We start from the raw sequence: 24,338 nt of genomic DNA on the forward strand, positions 1-24,338 counted from the left end.
GTGCGCCCGTTCAGGGAAAAACCGGCGCGGCGAAAGAAAAGTGGCGGAATTCCAGCGGCGACATGTCGAACGCCCGCTTGAACGCACGATTGAAGTCGGACGCGCTGGCGAATCCCAGCCCATACGCAATTTCGACAACAGGCTTGTTCGGGAAGCCGCGCAAATCTTCGGCGGCCTGGGCGAGCCGCCGGTTGCGGATATAGGCCGCGAGGCCGCCCTCGTACTCGAACATGCGATAGAGCGTCGGGCGCGAAAGCGGCGAAGCGACCAGCACGCGCTCGGGCGAGAGCCCGGCTTCGTGCAGGTTCTCGTCGATGAAGCGGCGCGCGCTCGCAAACGCCGCGGCCCGAGCGGCGGCGCGCGCGTTGCCGTGCAGGCGTGCCTGCTGACCGAACGCCGCGGCAATGAGCAGCGTGCAGGTGCGGATCGCATCGTGCCCCTCGGCGGCGCTCATGCGCGGCAGCGCGCGGCAAAGATGCGCGAGGTGCCCCGGAATCAGGCGGGCGAGGGGCGTGTGATCGTGGAGCAGCTTGCCGTGCACCGCTTCGGGTTCCGGCAGCACCGTCTCGATGAGCGCGCGCGGCGCGAACAGGGCGAGCACGCGGCAGTCCGTGCGCGACATGTGCATGGGTTGCGCAAGATCGAGGGCGATGATGCTGGGCTGCGTTTGCGTGGCTATGCGCTTTGGATAGAGGCCCGTGGAGGTTTCGAGCGTGCCTTCCATCACCACGTGGAAGACGTAGTTGCGCAAAGCGTCGGTGGAAATACGCGCGGCCGTGCGCGTCTGGCTCACGGCGTCGGTGCGGCAGTCCATGAAGGTCAGGTCGCCGCTGCGGTAGCTTTCGATGGTGCCGTAAAAGCCGCGCGCGATTTGCGCGCGCGTAACCGGCACGTCGAGGAAATGGGAAAGACGATCGCGCCACGCGAGCAGTTGCCGCAGCGGCGCTTCGCGGTTCGTGCTGAACCGGTCTTGGACACAGTATGGTGGCGCTGTTGCGCCGGCAGGGAAATCCGTCGTCAAGATTTCGGCAAGCGTGTCAGGGTGGGTGGGAGCCAGGTACTTTCTCGCCGGAGTATGGCGAGTTAATCGGGGCGCGGCAAGTCCGGTGCCGGGCGTTCGTGAACGGCGATCATCGCAGGCCGCCGCCGCGCGTTGATCGCCATGAAGATCGCCATCAACACGATGAAGGCGGCGAACAGCAGCGCGCTGTTGACGATCACGTGCGCATAGCCGAGCTGGCTGACGTCGATGAATGGATAGGGGTAGAAGTCAGTCTCGCTGCCGCGCCAGAGCGTGACGACGAGATAGCCGAGCGGGTAGACGAGCCAGGCGAGGCATTCGCGCGCGCAGAGCGCGAAACGCGGCACGAACATCAGCCAGTATGCGGCGCACAGCAACGGAATGAGGCTGTGCAGGCTTTCGTTGAGCAGGCCGCGATACCCGTGCGGCGTCCATATGTGGCGCAGCAGCAAGTTGTAAGCAATGCCGACGAATACGATGTACACCGTGATCGCGCTCACGGCCGCCGGCCTGGCAAGCAAGCGCCCCGGCCACGTGCGCACGCGCAGCGCGACGCAGGAGAACGTGAGCGCGACCAGCAGCACCGTGAGATTGGTGAGGTACGCGGCGAGCCGGCCGATGGCCTCCAGCGTGTCGAAGCCGCGCGATTCCATGCGATGGATCGTGATGTCGGTCTGCACGCCGAGCGCGACCCACGCGAGCAGCGCGATGGCGCCCGCCATGGCCATGGCCTGGAGGCCAGGTGGCTGCGCGGCGGCGGCGGACAGGGGGCGTTCGGACATCCACGGATGGTAGCGCACAAAGCTGCGGCGCGTTGGACGCCGCCGGCTATTTCCCGCCTGCGCGCTGCGAAGCCGAAACGAGGTACAAACGCACGAGTTCGCGAAGCTCGGCGAGCAACATGGCGCGCGCCGCCGGCTCTTCGTTTGCGGCGCCGGTCACGCCCTTGAGCATGTGAATCAGCACGACGGCCATGACCTTGGCCCTGGCCGGCTTGAGGCCCGCAATCGCGCTGCCCAGGATGCCGGCGACGCCTGCGCGCATGACTTCGCGAAAGCGCTGGCGCTGCTCGCTGCCGCCGCTGCGCGCATCGATGAGCGCGCTCGCATAGCTGCGTTGCGACTGCAACAGCAGCACGAAGTCGACGAGCGCATCGGCAACCGCTTCCAGCGTCATTTCCGGCACCTGCTGCTGGAGGTCGGTCAGACCGTTGCTTGCTTGCTGCGCGTAACGCTGCAACAGCGCCTCGGCCAGCGCCTCCTTGGTGGGAAAGAAGCGATACAGCGAGCCGATGGCCGTTGCGGAGCGCGCCGCGATTTCGGTCATGGTGGCCGCGTCATAGCCCTTTTCGCTGAAAACAGCGACGGCCGCGTCCATGATCGCCGCCACGCGCTGACGACCTCTTTCCCGCTTGGGCTCGGTGGCGCGCGCGGGTTCCGTGGAGGAGGAAGGTGAACGCATGCGGGTACCTGAAAATGCGAGGATTTGAGAGGAATTCCTCGCATATTACCATGCGTGAATCATGGGGCGTTATCCGGTGAAAGTGGCGTGTTTTGATGCTTGAAAGGATAGATGAATTGACTTATGCGAGGGTGTTCTCTACTATTGTTTGAGAGGGTATCCTCGCATTTCAGCGGGGCGCGTGCCCAGCGGACATCACAACATCGCTGTGCGCGGATCTAGCGCGCTTCCCGCTTCCACGCTTGACTTGAGGTAACGACATGCATGCCATCTGGCTCTTTTTCGCCGGAGTGTTTTTCTGCAATGCGCTTCCCCATCTGGCTTCCGGCCTTCAGGGGCTGCCGTTTCCCACGCCGTTCGCGCGGCCGCGGGGCAGGGGCGATTCGTCGCCGGTTGTGAACGTCGTGTGGGGATTTGTGAATCTCGTGATCGCGCTGGTGTTCGCCATGCGCGATCCTGCCCGGATCGGGACGGTCGAAGGCGCGCTGGCCGCGCTGGCGGGCGGGCTCGCGATCGGGCTCTTTCTGGCCGCGCACTTCGGCAAGGTGCAGCGCGAGAAGCGTGCGGAATGAGCGCCGACGATTTTTTTCGCAGAGTCGCGAAAAAACAGTTGCAAGACCTAGGTGAAAACCCTATACTTCACTCGTCTCCTCCATGTCTCCTCCTGATATGGATTCGGCCCGCCCACTTAGGCGGGCTTTTTCTTTTCCGGCTCCCGATCGCGTGGGCCACCACGCATCCCATCGTCAGTCCCTCACGAACGCATATTCGCACTTGCGGGCGCTTGCGCGCGTGCCGCTGCCGGATGTCGCATCCAGTTGGACGTTGACCGTATACCTATAGGGCGTGCTCCCGCTCGTGCGCCCCTTGGCGGAGGCCGGAGCGTTAGCGAGACCTTGCGCGATGAGCGTGGCCGACCCGTCGGGCTCGATGCTGCCGTCCAGCGTGAGCCAGCCGCCTGTTTCCCTCACGCCGTGCTCACCGTGCAGCACGCTTTCCTGAATCTCGACAGGGAACCGGTACGTGTAGCCTCTTGCGCCTTGCGCGCTTGCCGGGCAGGTGAGCGTCACGTTCCAGCCGCCGTCGAAGGTCCCTTCGGCATGGGCGGACGGCGCGCCGGCGAGGCTTGCGCAGGCAGTGGCGCATCGCGCGATCAACGTCAATTTGCTTACGCCCATCGAGGCTCCTTCGCTTGGGATCTGGCGCCATTGTGAGGGCAAGTGGCGTGCCGGTGTGGACGGCGTCGCACAGTGCGCCTTGCTGCCGCCGGATTCATTGTCATGATACGCAACTAACGGCCAATCCCGCGCGACGTACGCCAATTTGGCGAGCGCGTTCGCCAGGTATCCGTGCTTACCGCTGATCAAACCGCCTCCAGGATGGCGTGCGGCCGGATCGCGGATGCGGCAACGCGTCTCTGGTCCGGCGTGTGGCGAGGGCTATATTGGTTCTATCGCTCACTGCTCAACGCTGCCCATCATGGCCAAGAAGATCCCGCTCTATCCGAAGCATCCCGAACGTGTTTGCTGGGGCTGCGACCGTTATTGCCAGGCCGGATCGCTTAGTTGCGGCAACGGATCGGACCGCACGCCGCATCCCATCGAAATGCTCGGCGAAGACTGGCTCGAATACGGCGACTGGGGCTTCGACGCGCAAACCGACACAACGGCCGCTGCGCAGTCCACTCCCCGCTAATCTTCCCTCCGATGCGCCCGCTTGGCGGGCGTGCCGTCATTGGCGCGCGAGGTTGCGCTTCAGGGCCGCGCAACCGGCATCCATGAGCGGTTCGACCGCACTGGCACGCTCATCGGGCTTGAAATCGCTGATCCAGACCACCCGGCATTGCTGCGGCGTCTGCGCCACGACCTGCACCGTCGCGTGATGATGCTCGAAGCGCCCGCCGACCACCGTATAGGCGATGCGCATGTGCGCATCATCCACGGCGATCATGCGTTCCTCGATCACGGTGCCGTCGGCGAACGTCACCCATCGCAGCTCGTTTTCCGTGCGCACATCGATCAGCACGCCAGCGAACACGCGAGCGACGTTGGCGGGGTCGCGCAATGCGGCCCATGCGTCTTCAGCGGCGGTTTCCACGGGAATGTCGCGGTAAAGGGTAGCCATCGCACGTGTCTCCTCGGGTTGGTGTGACGCGTGCATCGTGCGCGCGTGCCGGGCACCGGTCCTGGGAAATATTGACGTCGATTGCAGCCGTGACAGCGGTTAGCGCCGTTGGCCCGACAACGCGTCGCCGCCGGGAGCCGCCGTCAATGCGCGTGCCGGTGATGGACGTCGGGGTAATGCGCGTGGCTGTGCGTGATCGGCGCGTGACGGTGCCCGTGCGTGTGCGGTTCCGTGCCATCCCATGCGAAGTCGTGCTCGTGCTGGTGGTGCTCGTCGTGCCGGTGCGCATGCGTGTGCTCGAGCGGCTCGTGCGTATGTGCGTGTTCGTGGCGCTCGCGCACGTGCAGCCAGACGCCGAATGCCATCAGCGCAAGCGCAAGCCAGAAGGTGAGCGCCGGCCGCTCGGGCCACAGCACCAGTGAGAGCGCCACGCCGAACAGCGGGGCGACGGAGAAGTACGCGCCGGTGCGCGCCGTGCCGAGATGGCGCAGCGCGACGACGAACAACACGAGGCTCACGCCGTACCCCGCGAAACCCACGGCCATCGCGCCGCCGCTCACGTGCCAGGCGGGCCAGTGCGCGCCTGCCAGAAGCGCGACGCCGATATTCACGGGCCCGGCCACGAGGCCTTTCGTACAGGCGACGACCATCGCATCGTTGGTCGAGACCTTGCGGGTGAGATTGTTGTCGATGGCCCAGCACAGGCACGCCGCCGCCACGAGCAGCGCGCCGGGAGCGACGTCCGCATGCGCGCCCGGCCACGAAAGCAGCACGCCGCCCGCGACGATCGCCGCCATGCCGAGCGCGATCTGCCCGTCGAAGTTCTCGCGAAAGCAGACCCAGGCGATGACCGCCGTCAGCACGCCTTCCAGGTTCAGCAGCAGCGCGCTCGTGGCGGCGGGCGCGGTGTTCAGGCCGAGCATGAGGAGCGCTGGCGCGGCCACGCCGCCCGCCGCGATCGCGCCGGCGAGCCAGGGCAGCTCGGCAACGCGCAATGGGTCGTGCACGGCGGCGCGGGTTGCGCGTGCCGCGAAGCGCCGCAGCAACAGCACGATCGCGAGCCCCGAGCCGCTGCCGAGATAGAACAGCCCCGCGAGCATGAACGGCGAGACGCTGCCGAGCAGCGCCTTGGCCAGCGGCGTCGTAATGCCGAACAGGGCGGCCGCGAGCAGGGCTGTGAGGATGGTGTGTCGATGGGACTTCATGGGTGGCTCGAAGCGCAATAGCGACGATTACGACGGTAACGACGAAAAAAGCGTAGGAGACCCGGCGCGGGCGCGCAAGCGCCGGGCTTCGAGCCGCGCTAGCGCGCTTACTGGCGCAGCAACGCCATCATCGCACCGAAGCCGACGAATACGCCGCCCGTCACGCGGTTGAACGCGCGGGCCACGCGGCGGCTCTTGAGCGTGGCACCGATGCGCGCGCCGAAGCCCGCGTACACGAGATACCAGCTCACTTCGCAAACGGCGAAAGTCGCGACGAGCACGCCGAACTGGGGCAGCACGGGGCGGCTCGCGTCGATGAACTGCGGCAGGAGCGCCGCTGCGAAGAGGATCGCCTTCGGGTTGCTGGCGCCCACGAAAAAGCCGTTGCGATAAAGCGCCAGCGGCGAGCGCATGGGGCGCGCGGCGTCTTGCATCGCCGCGGTTGTTGCGTTCGACACCACATCGGCAGTGGACTCGGGCACGGGGGCGCCCCACGCCTTGACGCCCAGATACACGAGATAGGCGGCGCCGATGAAACGCAGCGCGTTGAACATGGCCGGCCACGCTTGCAGGAACACGCCGAGCCCGGCGGCGGAGACGGCCAGCATCAGGACAAGCGCGGAAAGGCAGCCGGCCATGGTCGCGCTCGAACGGCGCAGTCCGTACTGCGCGCCGTGCGACATGATGAGCAACATATTCGGACCGGGGATGGCGCAGACGACGAAGACGGTGACGAGAAAGAGCCACCAAGTATGCAGACTCATTGCAGCAGCCAGGAATAAGAGACAGGGGAAGCCGCGATTATGCCAGTGGCGGGCACGGGCCTGGGTCCGGCGCTTGGGGAAGCAGCGGCTGAACGGTGGGGAGGCGGGTAAAGAAAAGCCCGCAACCGAAGCGGGCTTGAACCATGCCAGGGAGACATGGAGGAGACGAATTCAGTATAGTCAAACGATTGACGCGTCGCAACAAATCAACGGTCTCTGTATCGTTAATCATTGTCAGATTAATGAGTTGGTGGTTGCCGCTGTCATTGCGCAGGCACACAATGAAGCGGCGCGCTCGCTGGATCGGATGTGCGGCGCACGGGAGGCGAGCCATCGCCTCGTCAGCCCGCAAGCCGGGTTCAACTGGAGGGGTCAAATGGGCATTCTGGACAAGGTGGGTGAAATCGCCGGCGCAGTGGCGGCTGTCGAAGGGGCTGAGAAGCTCGATCCGAACGCGGGCTTCCTGACGAAAGCGGCTGCGGCGGTCGCGGGCTTCGAAGGCGCGAAAGAGGTGGAGCAACTCGTCGAGAAGAAGGAAGACGAAAAGCCCGCCGACGACAACACCGCGCAACCTGCGGACGGATCGGATCAGCAGGCGTGAGCGCCTCGCTGCCCGTTTGACGGATTCTCCAGGGAGTTCGTCAGGCGCTTTGGTTCGTGTCCGGATGGTAATGCGTGACCAATACAAGAGCCGCGGCTGAAATCAGCCGCGGCTTTTTCGTTTGCGCGCTTCGCGAACCGTCCGGTTCCCCGAGCGAGCCGCTATTCCCTTGCGAGCGGCGCAGCGCGATAAACGCAGCCGAGCGCGATCAGCGCGAGCGTGAACCCGAGCGCGACGGCGCACACGCCGCTCCAGCGCGCCCAAGCCCACGCCGCGCCCGCCACGAGCGCCCCGGCCGCGCCGCCGATAAAGAACATCCCCACGAAAATCGCGTTCAACCGGCCTCGCGCGGCGGGGTTGAGCAGGTTGACCGCGCGCCGCCCGAGCGTCTGGTCGGCGATGACGCCCGCGTCGAGCGCCGCGGCGCCGGCCACGAGCAGGCCGAGCGCGAGCGTGGGATGCGCGGCGGGAGAAAATCCGCCCCAACCGGCGCCCGCCACGCCCAGCAGCAGTACGGCGGCGAGCATGGTCGCGTGAGCGGCGTACTGGGTGGCGCGTTCCGCGTTGCGATCGCCGAGCCGGCCCGCCACGGGCGTGACGATCGCGCCGCTCGCCCCGGCCAGCGCGAACGCCGCAATGCCGCTCATGCCGAGCGAAAACGGCGGCTGGGCGAGGCGCAGGGCGATCGCCGTCCAGAACGCCGAGAACGCGCCGAGCGCCAGCGCCGCGAGAAACGCGCTGCGCCGCAGGACGGGCTCGGTGCGCAGGAGCGTCCAGAGTGAATAAAGCAGGTCGGCGTAGCGCGCGGTGACGGCCGGCGTGCGGCGCGGCATGCGCAGCACGAGGACGAGGGCAAGCAGGGCGTCCGCGCCCGCTTCGATGCCGTAGAACGCGCGCCAGCCGAGCGACCCGGCAATCAGGCTCGCGAGCGGCCGCGACAGCAGAATGCCCAGCATCAGGCCGCTCATCACGTTGCCCACCGCCCGCCCGCGCTGGCTTTCGGGCGCCATGGACGCGGCCATCGGCACGAGCATCTGGATCACGCTCGACGTCGCGCCCGCGAAAAACACGGCGGCGAGAAAAAGCGCTCCCGAGTGGGCGAGCGCCGCAAGTGCGAGAAACGCTGCGCAGGCCATGAGCGTGCGGAAGATCAACCGGCGGTTTTCCAGCAGGTCGCACAGCGGCACGAGCAGCAGCAAGCCCGCCGCGTACCCCAACTGCGGCAGCATGGCAACCGCGCCGACGAAGCCGGGCGGCAGGTTCAGCGTATGGCTCACCAGCCCCGCGAGCGGTTGCGCCGCCGACAGATTCACGACGATCACGCCGACGGCCGCCGCGAAGAAAAGCGTCATCGGCAGCGTGAGCGTGGCTTGGGTGGCGGGGCTGGCGGATACATCGGTGCGTGTCAAAACGCGCGTGCAGGTCTCGGCGGGCTGCTCCATCGAAGGGCTCCGGATTGTGGCGTTCCGGTTATCGTAGGCAGCGTCACGTTATGCGACAATTGAATTATCGCGATAATCTTTATGCGGAGTTGTTTTGAACACGCGAGATCTGGAAGCGTTTGTGGCGGTGGTCGAGAGCGGGTCGCTCGTGCGGGCTTCGGAGAAGCTGTTCCTCACGCAGCCGGGCCTCACGCGCCGCGTGCAGAACCTGGAGACGACGCTCGGCATCGAACTGCTCGACCGGCAGAGCAAACCGCTCAAGCCCACGGCCGCCGGCAACGAGGTGTATGGCCTCGCGCGCACGGTCCTGAGCGCGGTGGACGATCTGCTGGCCGTGGCCTCGCCGGAAAGCGAACCGGCGGGCGAGCTCAAGCTCGGCGTGCCGCCGTTTCTCTCGGAACTGGCGCTCGAGCAGCCCGTGGACCAGTTGCGCAGCGAGTATCCGAAGCTCACGTTGCGCGTGCGTGCGGGCTGGTCGCCGGGGCTGCTCGACGAAGTCGCGCGTGCGCGGCTCGACGCCGCCGTCGTGCTGCTGCCCGCCGCGCTCGGACCGCCCGAAGGCGTCGTGGCGACGCAACTGGGCTACACGCCGACCCTCGTGGTCGTGGCGCGCTCGTTCGGCTTGCCCGAGGAACCCACGACGCTCGCCGCGCTCGCGCATCATCCGTGGGTGCTCAATCAGGACGGCTGCGGGATGCGCTCGGCGCTGAGCCGCGCGATGGGCATGGCGGGCCTGCCGTTCAACGTCGCGGTGGAGGCGTTCGGCTCGGAGTTGCAGCTTTCGCTGGTCGCGCGCGGCATGGGCATCGGCCTTGCCGCTCCGCAGGCGCTCGCGCGCAGCCCGCTGCGCGAGCAGTTGCAGGTCGTCGATGCGACCGACTTCCGCTCGGGGCTCAACGTGTGGCTCGTGCACGGGGCGCTGCCGGGGCGCCTCGTGCGGCCCGTCGCGCTCATTCGCGACGCGCTGGCGGCGAAGCTCGTCCCGGCCGAGGCGGCGTGACGCTCAGGCGTGCGCGTTCGCGCTGCCTGCGCCGGTGTCGCCCGATTCGCGGCCAATCGCGTCCAGCTCGGCCAGCACCGCGTCCGTGAGATCGAGCCGGGCGGCCGCCACGTTCTCGCGCAGGTGCGCGAGCGTTGACGTGCCCGGAATCAGCAGGATATTGGGCGAGCGGCGCAGCAGCCAGGCGAGCGCAAGCGCCATCGGCGTGACTTCGAGGCGTGCGGCCAGCGACGATAGCGCCGACGACTGGATTGGCGAGAAACCGCCCAGCGGAAAGAACGGCACGTAGGCGATGCACTGCGCGGCCAGCGCGTCGATGAGCGCGTCGTCGGCGCGGTGAACGAGGTTGTAGTGGTTCTGCACGCACACGATCGGCACGATGCGCTGCGCCGCCGCGATCTGCGCGGCCGTGGCGTTCGAGATGCCGACGTTGCGCACGAGTCCGCGTTCGCGCAAGCGGGCCAGGGTCTCGACCTGCTTTTCGACCGGCCCCTCGGCGGGCTTGTGCACGTCGCCCATGATGCGCAGGTTCACCACGTCGAGCGCATCGAGCCCGAGGTTGCGCAGGTTGTCCTGCACGGCGCGCTCGATGTCGGCGGGTTCGAGCGCGGGCAGCCACGCGCCCTTGTCGTCGCGCACGGCGCCCACTTTCGTGACGATCGTGAGGTTCTCCGCGTACGGATGCAGCGCCTCGCGGATGATCTGGTTCGTCACGTGCGGGCCGTAGAAGTCGCTCGTGTCGATGTGGTCCACGCCCAGCGTCATGGCTTCGCGCAGCACCGCAACGGCCTGCGCGCGGTCCCTGGGCGGCCCGAACACGCCGGGACCGGCCAGTTGCATGGCGCCGTAGCCCATGCGGTTCACCTGGCGGCCGGCCAGTTCGTACGTGGGGGCGGGTTTGCGGTTCGGCATTGCGTTCTCCTGGTTGGCGAATCGACGAATGACCGCAGTATGGGCGCGTTCGAATTGTCCGATAATCCCATCTGATTCGAACAGGCTGTGCGAAATATTGCACAGTGCGGCCGACGGGCGCGTGTAACGGGAGCAGGTGACTGATGGCGATGGAAATGAACGATCTGGCCGCTTTCGTTTCGGTGGCTCGGGCGGGCGGGTTTCGCGACGCCGCGCGCGCAGGCGGCGTCTCGGCGTCGAGCTTGAGCACGGCCGTGCGGCGGCTCGAGGCGAAGCTCGGCTTGCGGCTGCTGAATCGCACCACGCGCAGCGTGGCGCCGACCGAGGCGGGGCAGCGGCTGCTCGAATCGATCACGCCGCTTTTTAGCGAGATGGAAGCCGCGCTCGACGTGCTCAACGGCTATCGCGAGAAGCCGGCCGGCACGCTCAAGCTCAACGTGCCTGCGAGCGCGGCGCGCACCATCCTGCCGGGCGTGCTCGCGCCGTTTCACCGAGCCTATCCCGAGATTCGCGTGGAAGTGGTGGTGGAGGACGGCTTCGTCGACGTGCTGGCGATCGGCTGCGACGCGGGCATCCGCTACGACGAGCGGCTGGAGCAGGACATGATCGCGATTCCCATCGGCCCGCGCGTGGAGCGCATCGCGACCGGCGCCTCGCCCGCGTATCTCGCGGCGCGCGGGCGGCCCGAGCATCCGCGCGAGCTGCTCGGGCACGCGTGCCTGCGCGTGCAGTTCGCGGGCGGCGCGATGCCGCTCTGGTATTTCGAGCGCGACGGCGAGATGCTGCGGCTCGATCCGCCCTCGCCGCTCGTGGTGCGCCCGGGCGCGGCGCTCGACTTGCTGATAGGCATGGCGGTCGACGGCGTCGGCATCGTGCACCTGTACGAGGAGATGCTGGCGCCGTATTTCGAGCGTGGCGCGCTCGTGCCCTTGTTCGAAACCTGGGCGGTGTCGTTTCCGGGGCCGTTTCTCTACTATCCGGGACGGCGGCACCTGCCCGCGCCGTTGCGCGCGTTCGTGGATTTCGTCAAGGCGAATGCGCACGAGGATGATTCGGCATCCTGAGCGAACCGGCTGGCGGGTTTCGGGTCGCGGGCATCAGGTGGCGGGCATCAGGTGGCGGGCGGTGTCGGCCATTCGGCGTAGTGCGGCGTATCGCCTTCGTCGGTGAGCCACGGCACGTCGTGCGAGGTCCAGATATGGAAGGCGGGGCGCGCGCCCGGGTCGTCGTCCAGCGTGGCCACGCGCAGGATCACGTGCGGCTGCGCGGGGCGCTCGGCCATGAGATGACTGCCGCAGGTCGAGCAGAAGTAGCGGAACTTGCCCTCCGACGACTCGTAGCGCGTAAGCCGATCCTCGCCCGCAAGCCAGCGGAAGTCTTCGCGCATCACGCGCGCGGTGCTCGCATAGGCGCTGCCCTGGGCCTTGCGGCAGGTGACGCAATGGCAGTGTCCAATCGGCGACGAAAGCCGTGCGGCTTCGTAGCGAACGGCGCCACACAGGCAGCTTCCTTCGAGCGGCATGACAACCTCGCGAACGGTAACGGGGGGATGGGTTCGCGCAGGTCTGGCGCGAACGAGAACGAGATCGGCCAGTATAAGGGCGTGCTCCCGCACTTTCAGAGTCGGGCGATGGCCGTGCATTTGAGACGGCGATAAGTTTGCGGGTTTCGCGCCGAGCGCGCCTCGATTCCAGATTCCCCATGACCCCTACGCCTGATTCCGCACGGCCAGCCGACGACGCATGGCGCGACGCCTTGGCCGCGCACGCCGAAGGGCGGCACGACGCGGCGCTCGAAGCGCTTCTGCGCGTGCTGGACGCCCAGCCCGCCAACGCGAAGGCGCTTGAACTCGCGGCCCGCACGCTTGCGGGCGACACCGAGGCGCTCGCCGACGCACACCACCATCTCGCCGCCTGGCTGTACCGCCGCGGACGCTTCGCGGCGGCCGGCCACGCTTACCGGCGTGTGCTGTCGATACGCCCCGACGACGTGAGCGCGCTCTCCAGTCTGGCGCTCACGCTCATGCGCGAGGCGCGCACGGACGAAGCGGAGGCCACGCTCGCCCGTGCGCTAGCGCTCGATCCGCATGACGTCGGCGCGCTCCTCAACCAGGGCGTGCTGATGTGGCGGCTTGGCCGTCTCGCGGCGGCCGAGGCCGCGTATCGCACGCTGCTGGACCGTTGGCAGGATCATGTCGCGGCATGGAACAACCTGGGCCTGCTCTACAAGGACATGAACCGCCTGCCCGATTCCGAGGCCGCGTGTCGCCGCGCCCTGGCGTTCGACGACGGCATTGCCGAAGTCCATAACAACCTCGGCAATGCGTTGTGGCAACTGGGGCGTGTCGAGGCGTCGATCGAGGCTTACCGGCGCGCGCTCGCGCTGCGCCCCGACTACGCGGCGGCGCGCGCGAATCTGGCGCTGCCGCTGCTGTGTCTCGGCGCGTATGAGGAGGCCTGGCCGTTGTATGAAGCGCGCACGAACCCTCGATCGGCGAGGGCGGCGTGGCTCGCCCGCCGGTGCCGTATCCGCAATGGCGGGGCGAATCGCTCGCGGGCAAGTCGATCCTGGTCTGGCCCGAGCAGGGCCTGGGCGACAGCCTGCAATTCTGCCGCTACGTGCCGATGCTCAAGGCATTGGGCGCGGCGCAGGTGAGCGTGGCGTGCGCGCCGGCGCTGGCGCGGCTCTTTGAAACCCTGGCGGGCGCCGACCGCGTGATTCCGCTGAACGGCGAGGGACGCATCGAGGGCCACGACTACTGGTGCCTCACGATGAGCCTGCCGATGCGTTTCGGCACGACACTCGCCACGATTCCGGCGCGCGCGCCGTATCTGCATGCGCGCGACGATGAGGTCCAGGCGTGGCGCGCGCGCCTGCCTGCGGGCGCGTTGAAGGTCGGTCTGGTGTGGGCGGGACATCCGCGCGAGGACCAGGCGGCCTCGAACGCCATCGACCAGCGCCGCTCGCTCGACGCTCGCTCGTTCGCGCCGTTGCTGCGCACGCCGGGCGTGACGTTCGTCAGCCTGCAACTGGGCGCGACCACGCGCCCGCAGATCGCCGATCTGCCCGCCGAAGCGCGCCCGTTCGACCCGATGGACGACGTGCGCGATTTCGCCGACACCGCGGCGATCGTCGCGAACCTCGATCTCGTGATTACCGTCGATACGTCGATGGCGCATCTGGCCGGCGCGCTCGGCAAGCCGGTGTGGGTGCTGTCGCGCTACGCGGCCTGCTGGCGCTGGCTCACCGACCGCGACGACTCGCCGTGGTATCCGACGGCCAGGATCTTCCGCCAGAACACGCGCGACGCGTGGGGCGACGTCTTGCAGCGCGTGGAGCAGGCGATCCTCGCCATCTAGCTGTTTCGGCGTGCCGCCTGGCGTGTTTTATCGACGACGCAAGGCGGCTTTCATATCGTGCTCAGGCGTGCTTCCAGCCGTACTGGATGAACGTGCGGCACAGCAATTCCATGCCCTTCGCGTCTTCTTCGTCGAAGCGCGCGAGCAGCGGGCTGTCCACGTCCCACACGCCAATCAGTTCGCCGTCGGGCGTGACGAGCGGCACGACGATCTCCGACTGCGAGGCCGAGTCGCACGCGATATGGCCGGGGAACGCATGCACGTCGGGCACGACCTGGGTCTGGCGCGTGGCCGCCGCCGTGCCGCACACGCCCTTGCCGATTGCGATGCGCACGCAGGCGGGCTTGCCCTGGAACGGCCCGACCACGAGCTCGGTGCCGTCGAACGAGTAGAAGCCCGCCCAGTTCAGGCCTTCGAGCGAGTGGAACACGAGCGAGGCGAAATTCGCCGCGTTCGCGATGACGTCGGTTTCGCCTTCGATCAGCGAACGCGCCTGCGCGGCGAGCGTTTCGTAGAGGGCGGGCTTGTCGGTGGGGAGGGTGTCGGAGAGGGAGAACATAATTCAGTCGATCAGGGTATGCGCCGGTTCGAAAGCCGGCGCGCAAGAGACAAGCGTGGCCAGGCGAGGCCAGCCGTAGCCAGGCGTGAGTGTAGGCGAGATCGCGCTTCGCGGGTTTTGCCTCGCGCAAATCGATCCGGATTCGCGCGCTTCCATTATGCTCGCCACCGGCTTTTTGCATTGCCCCGCACGGCTGCCCGTGCATGGACCGTAGCGCCCACTCGTGCGATTATTCACGTTTCGTGTTGAATCGATCCACGCTCGCGGGGCTGGCCGCGGCCCCGTTTTCGGGCATGCTCACGCTCGTGAGGCGCGGGCCGGTCAAGGCTTGCGCCGCGGATCGACAACCCACAGAGAAATGGAGAGCGGGACATGAGCAAGACATTCAGAATCGCCGCGATTCCCGGCGACGGCATCGGCCAGGAAGTGATGCCGGAAGGCGTGCGCGTGGTCGAGGCGGCCGCCGCGAAGTTCGGCCTGAACCTCGAATTCACGCACTTCGACTGGGCTAGCTGCGACTACTACCTCCAGCACGGCAAGATGATGCCCGACGACTGGTTCGCCACGCTCAAGGAATTCGATGCGATCTATTTCGGCGCGGTGGGCTGGCCCGACAAGGTGCCCGACCATATTTCGCTGTGGGGCTCGCTCCTGAGGTTCCGCCGCGAATTCGACCAGTACGTGAACCTGCGCCCGGTGCGCCTCCTGCCCGGCGTGCCGTGCCCGCTCGCCAACCGCAAGCCCGGCGACATCGACTTTCTCGTGGTGCGCGAGAACACCGAGGGCGAATACAGCTCGGTGGGCGGCAAGATGTTCGAAGGCACGGAGCGCGAGTTCGTGCTCCAGGAGTCGGTGTTCACGCGCCAGGGCGTGGACCGCATTCTCAAGTACGCGTTCGAACTGGCGAACCAGCGCGGGCGCAAGAAACTCACGGCGGCCACGAAGTCCAACGGCATCTCGATCAGCATGCCGTACTGGGACGAGCGCGTGGCGGCCATGGCGCAGGCGTATCCGGACGTCGCATGGGACAAGCAACACATCGACATTCTGTGCGCGCGCTTCGTGCTGCAACCCGATCGCTTCGACGTGGTCGTGGCCTCGAACCTGTTCGGCGACATTCTTTCGGATCTCGGCCCCGCCTGCACGGGCACGATCGGTCTCGCGGCGTCGGCGAACCTGAACCCCGAGCGCAAGTTCCCGTCGCTGTTCGAGCCGGTGCACGGCTCCGCCCCCGACATCTTCGGCAAGAAGATCGCCAACCCCGTCGCGATGATCTGGTCGGGCGCGATGATGCTCGACTTCCTCGGCAACGGCGACGCGAAATACAAGGCCGCGCACGACGCGATCATGCAGGCCATCGAGAAGGTGCTGGTGGAAGGCCCGCGCACGCCCGACATGGGCGGCACGGCGAACACCGAGGCGCTGGGCGCCGCGGTCGCCGCCGCGCTGTGACGAAAGCGCCGGCAGAGGCGGGCGCACCGAAAGCGCCGAAATCCACGGCGTCGCCCGAACTCGACGACTTGCGCGTGTTCTGCATGGTCGCGCGCAAGGCGAGCTTCAGCGCGGCGGCCGAGGCGCTTTCGGCGTCGCCCGCGTATGTGAGCAAGCGCGTGGGCGTGCTCGAAGCGCGCCTCGGCACGCGCTTGCTGCACCGCTCGACGCGGCGCGTGGCGATGACCGAGGCGGGCGAGCGCGTCTACGCGTCGGCGGGCAAGATCCTCGACGACGTCGAGCGGCTCGTCGAAGACCTCTCCACCACGCGGCGCATTCCGCGCGGCACGTTGCGCGTGTCGAGCAGCTTCGGCTTCGGACGCAATTTCGTCGCGCCCGCGCTCGCGGATCTCTCCGAGCGCTACCCGCAACTGGGCGTGCGCCTCGAACTGTTCGACCGGCTCGTCGACGTGGCGGGCGAGGGCTTCGATCTCGACGTGCGCATCGGCGACGAGATCGCGGGTCATCTCATCGCGCGGCGTCTCGCCACGAACTATCGCGTGCTCTGTGCGGCGCCCGCGTATCTCGCGCGCAAGGGCGCGCCGCAGCAGGTCGCCGATCTCGCCGCTCACGCGTGTCTCGCGATCAAGGAGCGCGACCATCCGTTCGGCGTCTGGCGGCTCGACGCACGCGGCGAGGCGGTTTCGGTGAAGGTGGCGGGGCCGCTTTCGACCAATCATGGCGAGGTGGCGGTGCAATGGGCGCTGGCGGGGCGCGGCATCGTCCTGCGCTCGATCTGGGACGTGGCGCCATTGCTGGAGAGCGGACGCTTGCAGCGCGTGCTGCCTGGCGTCACGCAGCCGGCCAACGTCTGGGCCGTGTATCCGGCGCGGCTCGCGCAGTCGGCGAAAGTGCGCGTGTGCGTGAATCATCTGGAGGAAACGTTCGCGCGCATCGGGCTGGGCGCGCCCGCGCCGGTGAACGAGCGCGGCTGAGCGTTTTGCCCGCGAGCGTGGGTCTCACTCGCCGTCGGCGCCCTCCAGCGCCTTGCGCTCGCGGCGCTCCTCGTTGCCGCGCCGCGCGCGCATGCGCTGGCGCGAAAGGACGGTGATGATCTGGCCGGTGGTGGCGTCGGCGGGAATCTCGTTGCGGATGGTGTTCGCCACCATCGGCAAGCCCTTGCGCTGGCGGTGCAGCGCTTGCGCGATGGACCGGCGGCACGCGGGGCCGTGGCAATCCCATTCGTCGCGCAGCTTTCCGCAGTAACGGCAGGTGTCCATGTGGCCCAGTTTACCCGGATTCGCCGGACGGTTTCGGGGCGCGATCAATGCGCGCCAATAGCGGAGGCGACGGCGGTATGATCGGCTGCGGACTTGGGATGGCGGGAGCGGCGAATGGCGGCGATCGGCGTAGTGCTGTTCGACATGGAGGGCGTGCTTTCGCGCTATGACCGCGACGCGCGCGTCGCAAGCCTCGCCGCCGCCACGGGCGCGGCGCCCGATGCCGTGCGTCACGCCATCTGGGACTCCGGGCTGGAAGCGCGCGCCGACGCGGGCGAACTCACGCCTGAAGCGTACCTGCAAGCGCTAGGCGCCATGCTCGGCTGCGAAGTGGCGCGCGATGTGTGGCTCGCGTCGCGGCGCGCCTCGATCGCGCCCAACGATGCGGCGCTCGCCCTCGCGGCGTGCGTGGCGCGGCGTTGCCGCATCGCCGTGCTGACCAACAACTGCGCGCTCGTTACCGATCATCTCGACTATCTGAATCCGCCCGTTGCCCGGCTGTTCGGCGCGCAAATCTATTCGTCGGCGGCGTTTGGCGCCATCAAGCCCGCGGCGCAGACCTACCTCGGTTGCGTTGCGCGGCTCGGCGCGCAGCCGGCGCAAACGCTGTTCATCGATGACAGCGAAGCCAACGTGACGGGTGCGCTCGCCGCGGGCTTGCAGGCACGCCACTTTGTCGACGCCGGTGCCCTCGCGCATGATCTTGGGCGCCTTGGGTTGCTCGACGCGTGAGTGGGCCACGATCGTCGGCGCGTTCACAGCGCGAGACTATGATTATTGTGGTCGGGAGCGCGCGGAGAATGCGGCAAGCTGTCGATCTCGCGGCGGGTATTTGTGTTATGGATTCCCAGGCGAAATGCCACGTGCGATGTCATGCGGCGATCCGGCAGTGGCGGTCCGCATCCAGCACGAAGCACCGCTCATGAACGCAATCACGAACATACGGGAGCTTGCGATGAAAACGCGATGGAGTGGGAATCTGCTCGCGGCCCTGTGGCTGTGCGTGTTCGCGCCGCTCGCTGGCGCACAGGTGTTGAGCGCGCCGGCGGCGCCCGGTCCGGTGCCCGGCGCGCCGGTCGTCTACGTGACGGATTTCGAGCTCGATGCCGCCAACGTCAAGCAGGACTCGAATCCCGTGGAGAATGCGCGTCACTTTGCCGGCGGCCTGCTGCCACGGCCGCTGTCGCGCCACCAGAATCCCCAGCAGCAGGCGCAGCAGATCGTCGAGAAACTGGCCAACGCGCTCGTCAACGACTTGCGCGCGAAGGGCCTCGACGCGCGCCGCCTCGCCAGCGGCGCGCCGCCGCCCGCGCAGGGCTGGCTCGTGCGCGGCGTGTTCCTGAGCGTGGACGAAGGCAACAGCATGCGGCGCGCGGTGGTGGGGCTCGGTGCGGGCGCGAGCCAGATCGAACTGGCCGTTGCCGTCGACGATCTCGCGGCCGCGCCGCCACAGCCGCTCTATCAGGTGATCGACAGCGAGTCGAGCCACGCCGGGCCGGGTGCCGGCGCGGCGATTGCGCTCAATCCCTATGTGGCGGCGGCGAAATTCGTGCTCGCGCGCGCCGACGATCGCAAGAACGTGGACCGCGCGGCGGCCGAAGTGGCCGACGCCGTCGCGGCGCGCGTGAAGGCGCAGCCGTGACGCGCCGCGCGTGGTGCGGTGCTCAGTCGCGCGCCGGAATATTGAGGCCGCGCTGGACCGCCGGGCGCGCGAGAAACGCATCGAGCACGCGCTCGACGTTCTTGAAGTCCGCATAGCCCACGAGATCGCCGGCCTCGTAGAAGCCGACCAGGTTGCGCACCCAGCCGAAGGTCGCGATGTCGGCGATGGTGTACTCGTCGCCCATGATCCACTGGCGGCCTTCGAGACGCTGGTCGAGCACGGCGAGCAGACGCCGCGATTCGGCGACGTAGCGATCGCGCGGGCGCTTGTCCTCGTAGTCCTTGCCGGCGAACTTGTGGAAGAAGCCCACCTGGCCGAACATCGGGCCGATGCCGCCCATCTGGAACATGACCCACTGGATCGTTTCGTAGCGCGCCGCGCCTTCACGCGCGAGGAACTTGCCGGTCTTGTCGGCGAGATAGATCAGGATCGCGCCCGACTCGAAGAGCGCGAGCGGCTGGCCGCCGGGGCCATGCGGATCGAGGATCGCGGGAATCTTGTTGTTGGGGTTCAGCGAGAGGAAGGCGGGCGACGTCTGGTCGTTCGCGTCGAAGCGCACCAGATGCGGCTCATAGGCGAGGCCGCTTTCCTCCAGCATGATCGATACCTTGACGCCATTGGGCGTGGGCAGCGAGTAGAGCTGAATGCGCTCGGGATGTTGCGCGGGCCACTTCTGGGTGATGGGAAACGCGGAAAGATCGCTCATGCGAGGTCCTTGAATGCCTGCAACGCCGGGCTGAGGGCGGCGCGAACGGCGGGAACGAAGTCAGGCCGCCAAGTTTAGTGGAAATGGCGCATGCCGTGTTTTGGGCGCAGGGCGCAGGGCGCCGCGCCGCTTACACGCTGCCTTCGCGTTCGACCACGAGAATGCGCGCCGCGCCGCGCGGGTGGGCGACATGCTCGCAGCCCACGCCCGCGAAAAACACGTCGCCGGCTTCGAGCACCGCTACGTGCTCCGCGCCGCCTTCGCGGTAATGCATGTCGACCACGCCGTCGAGCACGGCGAACACTTCCTCGCCGTCGTTCACGTGCCACTTGTACGGCTGGTCGGTCCAGTGCAGGCGCACCGTCGTGCCGTTCATGTTGGCGATGTCGAGCGCGCCCCACGGGCGTGCGGCGGTGAAGGTTTTCGAGCGGATGATTTTCATGCGGCAACCGGCCGGGCCGGGTTGTATGCTTCGTTGGCCGCCATGATACGCGTGTGTGGCCAGCGAAGCATGTCGTCGGGGGCGCTACCTGGTGTCGTGATTGAGCAGACCTTCGGCTTCGAGCGCGGCGCGCACGGCTGGACGCTGCGCCACGCGCTCACGGAAAGCGCTCACAGCCGGAAAGCGCGCGAGATCGAGGCCGACGTGGCCCGCCCAGGTTGTGAGCGTAAACAGATAGGCGTCGGCACCCGTGAAGTGCTCGCCGACCAGCCACTCTTGTGCGCTGAGTCGCTGCTCGAGCAGGGCGTAGTGAGCGTAGAGCGCATCCAGCGAGAGGGCGCGCACGCTTTCGTACGCAGGATAGAAGAACGGCACATGGCGCTTGTGCACTTCGGAGCTGAGGAAGGCCAGCATTTCCTGCAAGCGGTAACGGGCCATCGTGCCATTCGCGGGCGCGAGACCGGTGGCGGGTTTCAGGTCGGCGAGATACTGGATGATCGCCGGGCCTTCGGTGAGGATCTCGCCATTGTCGAGTTCGAGTGCCGGCACCGAGCCTTTCGGGTTGATGGCGCGAAAATCCTTGCCGCTCGCCGTGCGCTTCTCCCTGACGTCGACCGCTTCGATTTCGAGTGCAACACCCGCTTCGCGCGCAACGATATGCGGCGCCAGAGAGCATGCGCCGGCGAGATAGTAGAGCTTCATGGTGTTCCCTTGATTGAGATATTGCGCCACGTACGGATTCGGCGTGGCGGGAACGCCATATTAATCAGGCCTGGATATGTCTCGTTAAGGATTTGACGCCAACGATTGCGCAAGGCTAATCATATTGAGCGGCGCGACGCGAATGAAGCCGCCGCGCGGGCTGTCGATATCAGATATGAGCGTGAGCGATAGTGTCACCGTGACGGGCAGCACGAGCAGCAGCACGCGCCGGCCGCTTTTGCTGGGTGCGCCATAGCCTTGCATCATGTTGCTGAAGAACGCGATGACGATCATCAGCCCCCACGCCGAGACCGGAATGCGGTTGAGCCACGCGGCCTGCGTATAGCCCTGGGTGTTGATGACATCGTTCATGCCCGCCACCACGAGCGCGGTGACTGGATTAGGCTGCGCCTTCGCGGCTTCGCGCACCTCGGCCCAAAGCTGCGCTTGCAGCTCGCCGGTCGCGCGGTTGATTTGTGCAAGCTCGTTCGCGTCGCGCGTCTGGTAATTCTGGATGCGCGCCTCCAGGTAGCGCACCAGCAGCGCCTTGGTGCGCGCCGTGCCTTCGCCGCCAATGAGGTCGGCGCGCAGATACTCCGTGCCGATCGCGTTGGCTTCCTCTTCCTCGTAGTTCTTGCGCTGGTCGTAGCGGCTCACCGCCATCGAGAGCGTGAAGCCGATCAGCAGCGCGAGCAGCGTGAGCGTCGCGCCCTGCACGATCTTGTAGTTCTCGCGCCCTTCCTCGGCAAGCGGGAAGCCTTTGTGCAGCACGTTCGAGCCCAGCGCGGCCCCAAGCGGCAGCAACACGAGCAACGTGACGAGGAGAAACGCGGGATGATGAAGGAGCGACGTCATGATTCTCCACGATCGGGAAGGCATGGACGAAGGCGTTGCAATGCAAATCGGCGTCGCCCCGCGCAAGACGGGGCGACGCCGATTCTACGACAGTTTAGGCCCCGGGCGCGCGGCGATGGCGCCGCTGCGGGGGCGTGGCGCTTTAGCGCGCCGTGCGTTGCGGCCACAACGTGCGGCCCCAGAAGGTCAGCGTGCGGTCCCACGCAAGCTGCGCCCAGACCGGGTCGTACTGCGTGATGGCGATGCGGGTCGGGCCCACGGCGGTTTCGTTTGCGAACGCGTGGTGAGCGAGATAGCGATGGAATTCGACGTCGACGTTGGCTTCGTTAAGCTTCGTTTCGAGCGTCGCCACGGTTTCGATGCTGAAGGCCTGGTCCTGGGTCGCGAAATGGCCGAGGATCGGCGCGGTGATCTTGCTCGCGTCGATGTATTCGAGCGGCGGGAAGCCGTACCACACCACGGCGCCCGAAAGGCCCGGGATCATGGTCGAGGCGAGCAGGGTGAGCGCGCCGCCCATGCAGTAGCCCGTCACGCCCACGCGGTCGGTGAGCGTCTTGAGGTAGTTGACCGCGCCGTACACGTCCTGGGAGGCCGCGTCGGCGAAGTCGAGGCCCGTCATCAGATGGTGCGCCTCTTCCTGCTCGACCGTGGTCTTGCCGCGATAGAGGTCGGGCACGAGCGCCAGATAACCCGACTGCGCGAGCCGGTCGGCCACGCCGCGAATCTGGTCATTCAAGCCCCACCATTCCTGGATCACGACGATGGCGGGCGCGCCTTCGGTCTTCTCCGGCCTGGCGAGATAACCCTGGAGCGTCTGGCCGTCAGGGCGGGTAAAGGAAATCATGGATCCGGCGGACTGTGTCATTTGGGGCAACCCTCGGTGGTTCGGTTGAGCGAAAGCCGTAGCATAGCGCTTGCGCCACGCCTTTGCGCAGATGCGCCGGGCGCACGGTCACAGCGTGGGCGCTCGCCGCTTATTTGCCGCTTATTTGCCGCTTGTTCGTCGCTTGTTCGTCGCCCGTTCGTCGCTCATTCGCCAATCAGATGCAGCACGACGTCGCGCGTGTGGGCTTCGCTGCGATGCTCGAACAGATAGACGCCCTGCCACGTGCCCAGCACGGGATGGCCGTGCTCGACCGGAATCGAGAGCTGCGTGTGCGTGAGCGCCGTGCGCAGATGCGCGGGCATGTCGTCGGGGCCTTCGGTGTCGTGCTCGTAGCGCTGCGGGTCTTCGGGCGCGATGGTCTCGAAGTAGCGTTCGAGATCGCGGCGCACCGAGGGATCGGCGTTCTCCTGGATCAGCAGCGACGCCGAGGTGTGGCGGCAAAAGAGCGTGAGCAGGCCCGTGGCGATGCGCTGCTCGCGTACGAACGCGCGCACCTGGGCGCTGATTTCGACGAGCCCGCGCGTGCGCGTGCTCACATGCAGATGATGAATGGCCTGGCGCATGATCGGTTCTCCTGGCGTGCCGGGGCGGCGGATCTGCCCCGAGCATAGCGCACGCGCGCGACGCCCGGGGTGCGCCGCACGCGCCGTGCCGCATGCTGGTACGATGTCGGGCTTGCCGATTACGGCTGCAAACGCCGGTGAAAACCGCGATGCACGACGTCGGCCGACCGTACAGGATGGAGAAACGATTTGAACCTCACCCGCTTCGCGAAAGCCCGCCATGCCACCAAGGCGTTCGACCCCGCCCGCAAGATTCCCGCGCCCGTCATTGACGAGCTCAAGGAGCTGATCCGCTTCAGCGCCTCCTCGGTGAACTCGCAGCCGTGGCACTTCGTGCTGGCGCACAGCGACGCGGCCCGCGCGCGCATTGCGAAGGGCATGGAAGGTTTCGCATACAACGAACCGAAGGTGAGCCGCGCCTCGCACGTCGTGGTGCTGTGCGTGCGCACGGACATGGACGAAGCGCATCTGGCCCAGGTGCTCGCCCAGGAAGACGTGGACGGCCGTTTCGCCAATGCGGAAGCGAAGGCGGGTCAGGAAAAGACGCGCTCGTTCTACGTGAACCTGCACCGCGAGCGCAGCGACCTGCCGGCGTGGATGGAGAAGCAGGCGTATCTCGCGCTCGGCACGCTGCTCATCGGCGCTGCCACGCTCGAAATCGACGCCTGCCCGATGGAGGGCTTCAACGCCCAGGCGCTCGACGAGGAACTGGGCCTGCGCGAGCAGGGCCTCACCGCGCTCGTGGTGATCGGCCTCGGCTACCACAGCGCGGACGACTTCAACGCGAAGCTGCCGAAGTCGCGCCTGCCTGCGGCAACGGTGTTCACCGACCTGGGCTGATTTTCGCGAGGGCGCGAGTCCATGCAGGGCATCAAACGCCGGATCGTCTACGTCACGCTGTTCGAGGGCCTCGCGCTTTTCATCACGAGCACGAGTTTCGCCTCGCTCTCGGGCAGCGGCATGGATCGCGCGGGCGCGGCCGCCGTGTTCTCGTCGCTGATCGCGGTGGGCTGGAACTTCGTCTACAACATGCTGTTCGAGCGCTGGGAGGCCCGCCAGGCCAAACGCGGGCGCAGCGTGGCGCGCCGCATCGCGCATGCGGTCGGCTTCGAGGCCGGCCTCATGGTGTTCCTCGTGCCGATGATCGCGCTCACCTTGCGCGTGTCCTTGCTCGAATCGTTCCTGATGGACATCGGCCTTTCGATGTTCTTTCTCGTCTACGCGTATGTCTACAACCTGATCTTCGATTCCGTGTTCGGCTTGCCGGCCTCGGCCATGCCCGTTACGGAAACCAAGCCGCGCGCGTAGTGCTGCTCCTCTCTACGCGGCACGGTGCAGCCGCGCCGGCGCGATCGGTGCGAT

The 24,338-nt window shown here is 67.1% G+C and carries 31 protein-coding genes; 13 read left to right on the plus strand and 18 right to left on the minus strand.

Annotated features, from left to right (window positions below):
* Positions 1-10: 10 nt before the first annotated feature.
* The 3 genes from C7402_RS38635 to C7402_RS38645 form a co-directional block, all read right to left on the minus strand.
* Complete coding sequence (locus C7402_RS38635; RefSeq protein ID WP_244315037.1) at positions 11-1,021, minus strand: helix-turn-helix domain-containing protein; 1,011 nt, start codon at positions 1,019-1,021, stop codon at positions 11-13.
* A gap of 62 nt (positions 1,022-1,083) precedes the next feature.
* Positions 1,084-1,803, minus strand: a complete 720-nt coding sequence (locus tag C7402_RS38640) for a Pr6Pr family membrane protein (RefSeq protein WP_116614285.1) — start codon at positions 1,801-1,803, stop codon at positions 1,084-1,086.
* Positions 1,804-1,849: 46 nt separating this feature from the next.
* Complete coding sequence (locus tag C7402_RS38645; protein ID WP_116614286.1) at positions 1,850-2,482, minus strand: TetR/AcrR family transcriptional regulator; 633 nt, start codon at positions 2,480-2,482, stop codon at positions 1,850-1,852.
* A 260-nt stretch (positions 2,483-2,742) separates the two neighbouring features.
* Between C7402_RS38645 and C7402_RS38650 the strand changes: the two genes are divergently transcribed.
* The gene (locus C7402_RS38650) at positions 2,743-3,054 is read left to right on the plus strand and encodes a hypothetical protein (RefSeq protein WP_116614287.1); all 312 of its coding nucleotides are present in this window, start codon (positions 2,743-2,745) and stop codon (positions 3,052-3,054) included.
* A gap of 174 nt (positions 3,055-3,228) precedes the next feature.
* Here C7402_RS38650 and C7402_RS38655 read toward each other — a convergent pair whose 3' ends face one another.
* Positions 3,229-3,660 (minus strand): hypothetical protein, encoded by a 432-nt coding sequence (locus tag C7402_RS38655; protein WP_116614288.1) that lies wholly within the window; start codon positions 3,658-3,660, stop codon positions 3,229-3,231.
* A gap of 301 nt (positions 3,661-3,961) precedes the next feature.
* On the opposite strand from C7402_RS38655, the gene C7402_RS38660 reads away from it, so the two are divergent.
* The gene (locus C7402_RS38660; RefSeq protein WP_112172172.1) at positions 3,962-4,177 is read left to right on the plus strand and encodes a DUF3079 domain-containing protein; all 216 of its coding nucleotides are present in this window, start codon (positions 3,962-3,964) and stop codon (positions 4,175-4,177) included.
* Positions 4,178-4,213: 36 nt separating this feature from the next.
* On the opposite strand, the gene C7402_RS38665 is transcribed toward C7402_RS38660, so the two are convergent.
* The 3 genes from C7402_RS38665 to C7402_RS38675 all read right to left on the minus strand — a co-directional run bounded on the left by C7402_RS38665 (position 4,214) and on the right by C7402_RS38675 (position 6,575).
* Positions 4,214-4,606 (minus strand): SRPBCC family protein, encoded by a 393-nt coding sequence (locus C7402_RS38665; protein WP_116614289.1) that lies wholly within the window; start codon positions 4,604-4,606, stop codon positions 4,214-4,216.
* A 143-nt stretch (positions 4,607-4,749) separates the two neighbouring features.
* Positions 4,750-5,811: a DMT family transporter gene (locus tag C7402_RS38670; protein ID WP_116614290.1), complete on the minus strand. Its 1,062-nt coding sequence runs from the start codon at positions 5,809-5,811 to the stop codon at positions 4,750-4,752.
* 107 nt (positions 5,812-5,918) lie between these two features.
* Positions 5,919-6,575, minus strand: coding sequence for a LysE family translocator (locus tag C7402_RS38675; RefSeq protein WP_112172169.1), 657 nt, complete (start codon positions 6,573-6,575; stop codon positions 5,919-5,921).
* A 376-nt stretch (positions 6,576-6,951) separates the two neighbouring features.
* Between C7402_RS38675 and C7402_RS38680 the strand changes: the two genes are divergently transcribed.
* Complete coding sequence (locus tag C7402_RS38680; RefSeq protein WP_112172168.1) at positions 6,952-7,176, plus strand: hypothetical protein; 225 nt, start codon at positions 6,952-6,954, stop codon at positions 7,174-7,176.
* Between the two features lie 161 nt (positions 7,177-7,337).
* Here C7402_RS38680 and C7402_RS38685 read toward each other — a convergent pair whose 3' ends face one another.
* Positions 7,338-8,618, minus strand: a complete 1,281-nt coding sequence (locus tag C7402_RS38685; protein ID WP_116614291.1) for an MFS transporter — start codon at positions 8,616-8,618, stop codon at positions 7,338-7,340.
* A 94-nt stretch (positions 8,619-8,712) separates the two neighbouring features.
* Between C7402_RS38685 and C7402_RS38690 the strand changes: the two genes are divergently transcribed.
* The gene (locus C7402_RS38690; protein ID WP_116614292.1) at positions 8,713-9,618 is read left to right on the plus strand and encodes a LysR family transcriptional regulator; all 906 of its coding nucleotides are present in this window, start codon (positions 8,713-8,715) and stop codon (positions 9,616-9,618) included.
* A gap of 3 nt (positions 9,619-9,621) precedes the next feature.
* On the opposite strand, the gene C7402_RS38695 is transcribed toward C7402_RS38690, so the two are convergent.
* A complete protein-coding gene (locus C7402_RS38695) occupies positions 9,622-10,530 on the minus strand; it encodes an aldo/keto reductase family oxidoreductase (protein ID WP_116614293.1) in 909 nt (302 codons plus the stop codon).
* Between the two features lie 149 nt (positions 10,531-10,679).
* Between C7402_RS38695 and C7402_RS38700 the strand changes: the two genes are divergently transcribed.
* Positions 10,680-11,594, plus strand: a complete 915-nt coding sequence (locus C7402_RS38700; protein WP_116614323.1) for a LysR substrate-binding domain-containing protein — start codon at positions 10,680-10,682, stop codon at positions 11,592-11,594.
* Between the two features lie 47 nt (positions 11,595-11,641).
* On the opposite strand, the gene C7402_RS38705 is transcribed toward C7402_RS38700, so the two are convergent.
* Entirely contained in the window at positions 11,642-12,052 is a 411-nt protein-coding gene (locus C7402_RS38705; RefSeq protein ID WP_208949070.1) for a GFA family protein, read from the minus strand.
* A gap of 179 nt (positions 12,053-12,231) precedes the next feature.
* Between C7402_RS38705 and C7402_RS38710 the strand changes: the two genes are divergently transcribed.
* Together C7402_RS38710 and C7402_RS38715 are read left to right on the plus strand one after the other, a co-directional pair.
* Complete coding sequence (locus C7402_RS38710; RefSeq protein ID WP_116614295.1) at positions 12,232-13,185, plus strand: tetratricopeptide repeat protein; 954 nt, start codon at positions 12,232-12,234, stop codon at positions 13,183-13,185.
* A complete protein-coding gene (locus tag C7402_RS38715; protein ID WP_116614296.1) occupies positions 13,155-13,889 on the plus strand; it encodes a glycosyltransferase family 9 protein in 735 nt (244 codons plus the stop codon). Before C7402_RS38710 ends, C7402_RS38715 begins: the two co-directional genes overlap by 31 nt.
* Before the next feature lie 61 nt (positions 13,890-13,950).
* On the opposite strand, the gene C7402_RS38720 is transcribed toward C7402_RS38715, so the two are convergent.
* On the minus strand, positions 13,951-14,448 hold the full coding sequence (locus C7402_RS38720) for a GAF domain-containing protein (protein WP_112172162.1): 498 nt from the start codon (positions 14,446-14,448) through the stop codon (positions 13,951-13,953).
* Positions 14,449-14,820: 372 nt separating this feature from the next.
* Between C7402_RS38720 and C7402_RS38725 the strand changes: the two genes are divergently transcribed.
* Positions 14,821-15,900, plus strand: coding sequence for a tartrate dehydrogenase (locus C7402_RS38725; RefSeq protein WP_116614297.1), 1,080 nt, complete (start codon positions 14,821-14,823; stop codon positions 15,898-15,900).
* The gene (locus C7402_RS38730; protein ID WP_279635600.1) at positions 15,897-16,874 is read left to right on the plus strand and encodes a LysR family transcriptional regulator; all 978 of its coding nucleotides are present in this window, start codon (positions 15,897-15,899) and stop codon (positions 16,872-16,874) included. The genes C7402_RS38725 and C7402_RS38730 overlap by 4 nt, the downstream gene beginning before the upstream one ends.
* Before the next feature lie 24 nt (positions 16,875-16,898).
* Here C7402_RS38730 and C7402_RS38735 read toward each other — a convergent pair whose 3' ends face one another.
* Positions 16,899-17,159 carry a hypothetical protein gene (locus C7402_RS38735; protein WP_112172160.1) on the minus strand — a complete coding sequence of 87 codons (261 nt, stop codon included), beginning with the start codon at positions 17,157-17,159 and terminating at the stop codon, positions 16,899-16,901.
* 114 nt (positions 17,160-17,273) lie between these two features.
* Here C7402_RS38735 and C7402_RS38740 point away from each other — a divergent pair, with 114 nt between their 5' ends.
* Together C7402_RS38740 and C7402_RS38745 are read left to right on the plus strand one after the other, a co-directional pair.
* Positions 17,274-17,891 carry an HAD-IA family hydrolase gene (locus tag C7402_RS38740; protein WP_116614298.1) on the plus strand — a complete coding sequence of 206 codons (618 nt, stop codon included), beginning with the start codon at positions 17,274-17,276 and terminating at the stop codon, positions 17,889-17,891.
* Between the two features lie 190 nt (positions 17,892-18,081).
* Positions 18,082-18,801, plus strand: coding sequence for a DUF4410 domain-containing protein (locus tag C7402_RS38745; RefSeq protein WP_244315038.1), 720 nt, complete (start codon positions 18,082-18,084; stop codon positions 18,799-18,801).
* A 22-nt stretch (positions 18,802-18,823) separates the two neighbouring features.
* On the opposite strand, the gene C7402_RS38750 is transcribed toward C7402_RS38745, so the two are convergent.
* The 6 genes from C7402_RS38750 to C7402_RS38775 all read right to left on the minus strand — a co-directional run bounded on the left by C7402_RS38750 (position 18,824) and on the right by C7402_RS38775 (position 22,976).
* Positions 18,824-19,528, minus strand: a complete 705-nt coding sequence (locus tag C7402_RS38750; protein ID WP_112172158.1) for a glutathione S-transferase N-terminal domain-containing protein — start codon at positions 19,526-19,528, stop codon at positions 18,824-18,826.
* 130 nt (positions 19,529-19,658) lie between these two features.
* Positions 19,659-19,970 (minus strand): cupin domain-containing protein, encoded by a 312-nt coding sequence (locus C7402_RS38755; RefSeq protein WP_112172157.1) that lies wholly within the window; start codon positions 19,968-19,970, stop codon positions 19,659-19,661.
* Positions 19,971-20,054: 84 nt separating this feature from the next.
* Positions 20,055-20,672 carry a glutathione transferase GstA gene (gstA, locus tag C7402_RS38760; RefSeq protein ID WP_116614324.1) on the minus strand — a complete coding sequence of 206 codons (618 nt, stop codon included), beginning with the start codon at positions 20,670-20,672 and terminating at the stop codon, positions 20,055-20,057.
* An 84-nt stretch (positions 20,673-20,756) separates the two neighbouring features.
* Positions 20,757-21,527, minus strand: a complete 771-nt coding sequence (locus tag C7402_RS38765; protein WP_116614299.1) for a bestrophin-like domain — start codon at positions 21,525-21,527, stop codon at positions 20,757-20,759.
* Positions 21,528-21,669: 142 nt separating this feature from the next.
* Positions 21,670-22,392: a dienelactone hydrolase family protein gene (locus tag C7402_RS38770; RefSeq protein ID WP_116614300.1), complete on the minus strand. Its 723-nt coding sequence runs from the start codon at positions 22,390-22,392 to the stop codon at positions 21,670-21,672.
* 164 nt (positions 22,393-22,556) lie between these two features.
* Positions 22,557-22,976 carry a secondary thiamine-phosphate synthase enzyme YjbQ gene (locus C7402_RS38775; RefSeq protein WP_116614301.1) on the minus strand — a complete coding sequence of 140 codons (420 nt, stop codon included), beginning with the start codon at positions 22,974-22,976 and terminating at the stop codon, positions 22,557-22,559.
* Between the two features lie 189 nt (positions 22,977-23,165).
* On the opposite strand from C7402_RS38775, the gene nfsB reads away from it, so the two are divergent.
* Together nfsB and C7402_RS38785 are read left to right on the plus strand one after the other, a co-directional pair.
* Entirely contained in the window at positions 23,166-23,816 is a 651-nt protein-coding gene (nfsB, locus tag C7402_RS38780; RefSeq protein WP_116614302.1) for an oxygen-insensitive NAD(P)H nitroreductase, read from the plus strand.
* A gap of 21 nt (positions 23,817-23,837) precedes the next feature.
* Positions 23,838-24,284 carry a PACE efflux transporter gene (locus tag C7402_RS38785; protein WP_112172152.1) on the plus strand — a complete coding sequence of 149 codons (447 nt, stop codon included), beginning with the start codon at positions 23,838-23,840 and terminating at the stop codon, positions 24,282-24,284.
* Positions 24,285-24,338 lie beyond the last annotated feature (54 nt).

The sequence above is a fragment of the Paraburkholderia unamae genome (assembly GCF_003096875.1).
Taxonomy (GTDB): domain Bacteria; phylum Pseudomonadota; class Gammaproteobacteria; order Burkholderiales; family Burkholderiaceae; genus Paraburkholderia; species Paraburkholderia unamae.

Coding starts and splice junctions, on each gene's coding strand:
- C7402_RS38640 (WP_116614285.1), bottom strand. CDS start 1,803: ATGTCCGAACGCCCCCTGTCCGCCGCCGCCGCGCAGCCACCTGGCCTC.
- C7402_RS38645 (WP_116614286.1), bottom strand. CDS start 2,482: ATGCGTTCACCTTCCTCCTCCACGGAACCCGCGCGCGCCACCGAGCCC.
- C7402_RS38650 (WP_116614287.1), top strand. CDS start 2,743: ATGCATGCCATCTGGCTCTTTTTCGCCGGAGTGTTTTTCTGCAATGCG.
- C7402_RS38655 (WP_116614288.1), bottom strand. CDS start 3,660: ATGGGCGTAAGCAAATTGACGTTGATCGCGCGATGCGCCACTGCCTGC.
- C7402_RS38660 (WP_112172172.1), top strand. CDS start 3,962: ATGGCCAAGAAGATCCCGCTCTATCCGAAGCATCCCGAACGTGTTTGC.
- C7402_RS38665 (WP_116614289.1), bottom strand. CDS start 4,606: ATGGCTACCCTTTACCGCGACATTCCCGTGGAAACCGCCGCTGAAGAC.
- C7402_RS38670 (WP_116614290.1), bottom strand. CDS start 5,811: ATGAAGTCCCATCGACACACCATCCTCACAGCCCTGCTCGCGGCCGCC.
- C7402_RS38675 (WP_112172169.1), bottom strand. CDS start 6,575: ATGAGTCTGCATACTTGGTGGCTCTTTCTCGTCACCGTCTTCGTCGTC.
- C7402_RS38680 (WP_112172168.1), top strand. CDS start 6,952: ATGGGCATTCTGGACAAGGTGGGTGAAATCGCCGGCGCAGTGGCGGCT.
- C7402_RS38685 (WP_116614291.1), bottom strand. CDS start 8,618: ATGGAGCAGCCCGCCGAGACCTGCACGCGCGTTTTGACACGCACCGAT.
- C7402_RS38695 (WP_116614293.1), bottom strand. CDS start 10,530: ATGCCGAACCGCAAACCCGCCCCCACGTACGAACTGGCCGGCCGCCAG.
- C7402_RS38700 (WP_116614323.1), top strand. CDS start 10,680: ATGGAAATGAACGATCTGGCCGCTTTCGTTTCGGTGGCTCGGGCGGGC.
- C7402_RS38705 (WP_208949070.1), bottom strand. CDS start 12,052: ATGCCGCTCGAAGGAAGCTGCCTGTGTGGCGCCGTTCGCTACGAAGCC.
- C7402_RS38710 (WP_116614295.1), top strand. CDS start 12,232: ATGACCCCTACGCCTGATTCCGCACGGCCAGCCGACGACGCATGGCGC.
- C7402_RS38715 (WP_116614296.1), top strand. CDS start 13,155: ATGCTCAAGGCATTGGGCGCGGCGCAGGTGAGCGTGGCGTGCGCGCCG.
- C7402_RS38720 (WP_112172162.1), bottom strand. CDS start 14,448: ATGTTCTCCCTCTCCGACACCCTCCCCACCGACAAGCCCGCCCTCTAC.
- C7402_RS38725 (WP_116614297.1), top strand. CDS start 14,821: ATGAGCAAGACATTCAGAATCGCCGCGATTCCCGGCGACGGCATCGGC.
- C7402_RS38735 (WP_112172160.1), bottom strand. CDS start 17,159: ATGGACACCTGCCGTTACTGCGGAAAGCTGCGCGACGAATGGGATTGC.
- C7402_RS38740 (WP_116614298.1), top strand. CDS start 17,274: ATGGCGGCGATCGGCGTAGTGCTGTTCGACATGGAGGGCGTGCTTTCG.
- C7402_RS38745 (WP_244315038.1), top strand. CDS start 18,082: ATGAACGCAATCACGAACATACGGGAGCTTGCGATGAAAACGCGATGG.
- C7402_RS38750 (WP_112172158.1), bottom strand. CDS start 19,528: ATGAGCGATCTTTCCGCGTTTCCCATCACCCAGAAGTGGCCCGCGCAA.
- C7402_RS38755 (WP_112172157.1), bottom strand. CDS start 19,970: ATGAAAATCATCCGCTCGAAAACCTTCACCGCCGCACGCCCGTGGGGC.
- gstA (WP_116614324.1), bottom strand. CDS start 20,672: ATGAAGCTCTACTATCTCGCCGGCGCATGCTCTCTGGCGCCGCATATC.
- C7402_RS38765 (WP_116614299.1), bottom strand. CDS start 21,527: ATGACGTCGCTCCTTCATCATCCCGCGTTTCTCCTCGTCACGTTGCTC.
- C7402_RS38770 (WP_116614300.1), bottom strand. CDS start 22,392: ATGACACAGTCCGCCGGATCCATGATTTCCTTTACCCGCCCTGACGGC.
- C7402_RS38775 (WP_116614301.1), bottom strand. CDS start 22,976: ATGCGCCAGGCCATTCATCATCTGCATGTGAGCACGCGCACGCGCGGG.
- C7402_RS38785 (WP_112172152.1), top strand. CDS start 23,838: ATGCAGGGCATCAAACGCCGGATCGTCTACGTCACGCTGTTCGAGGGC.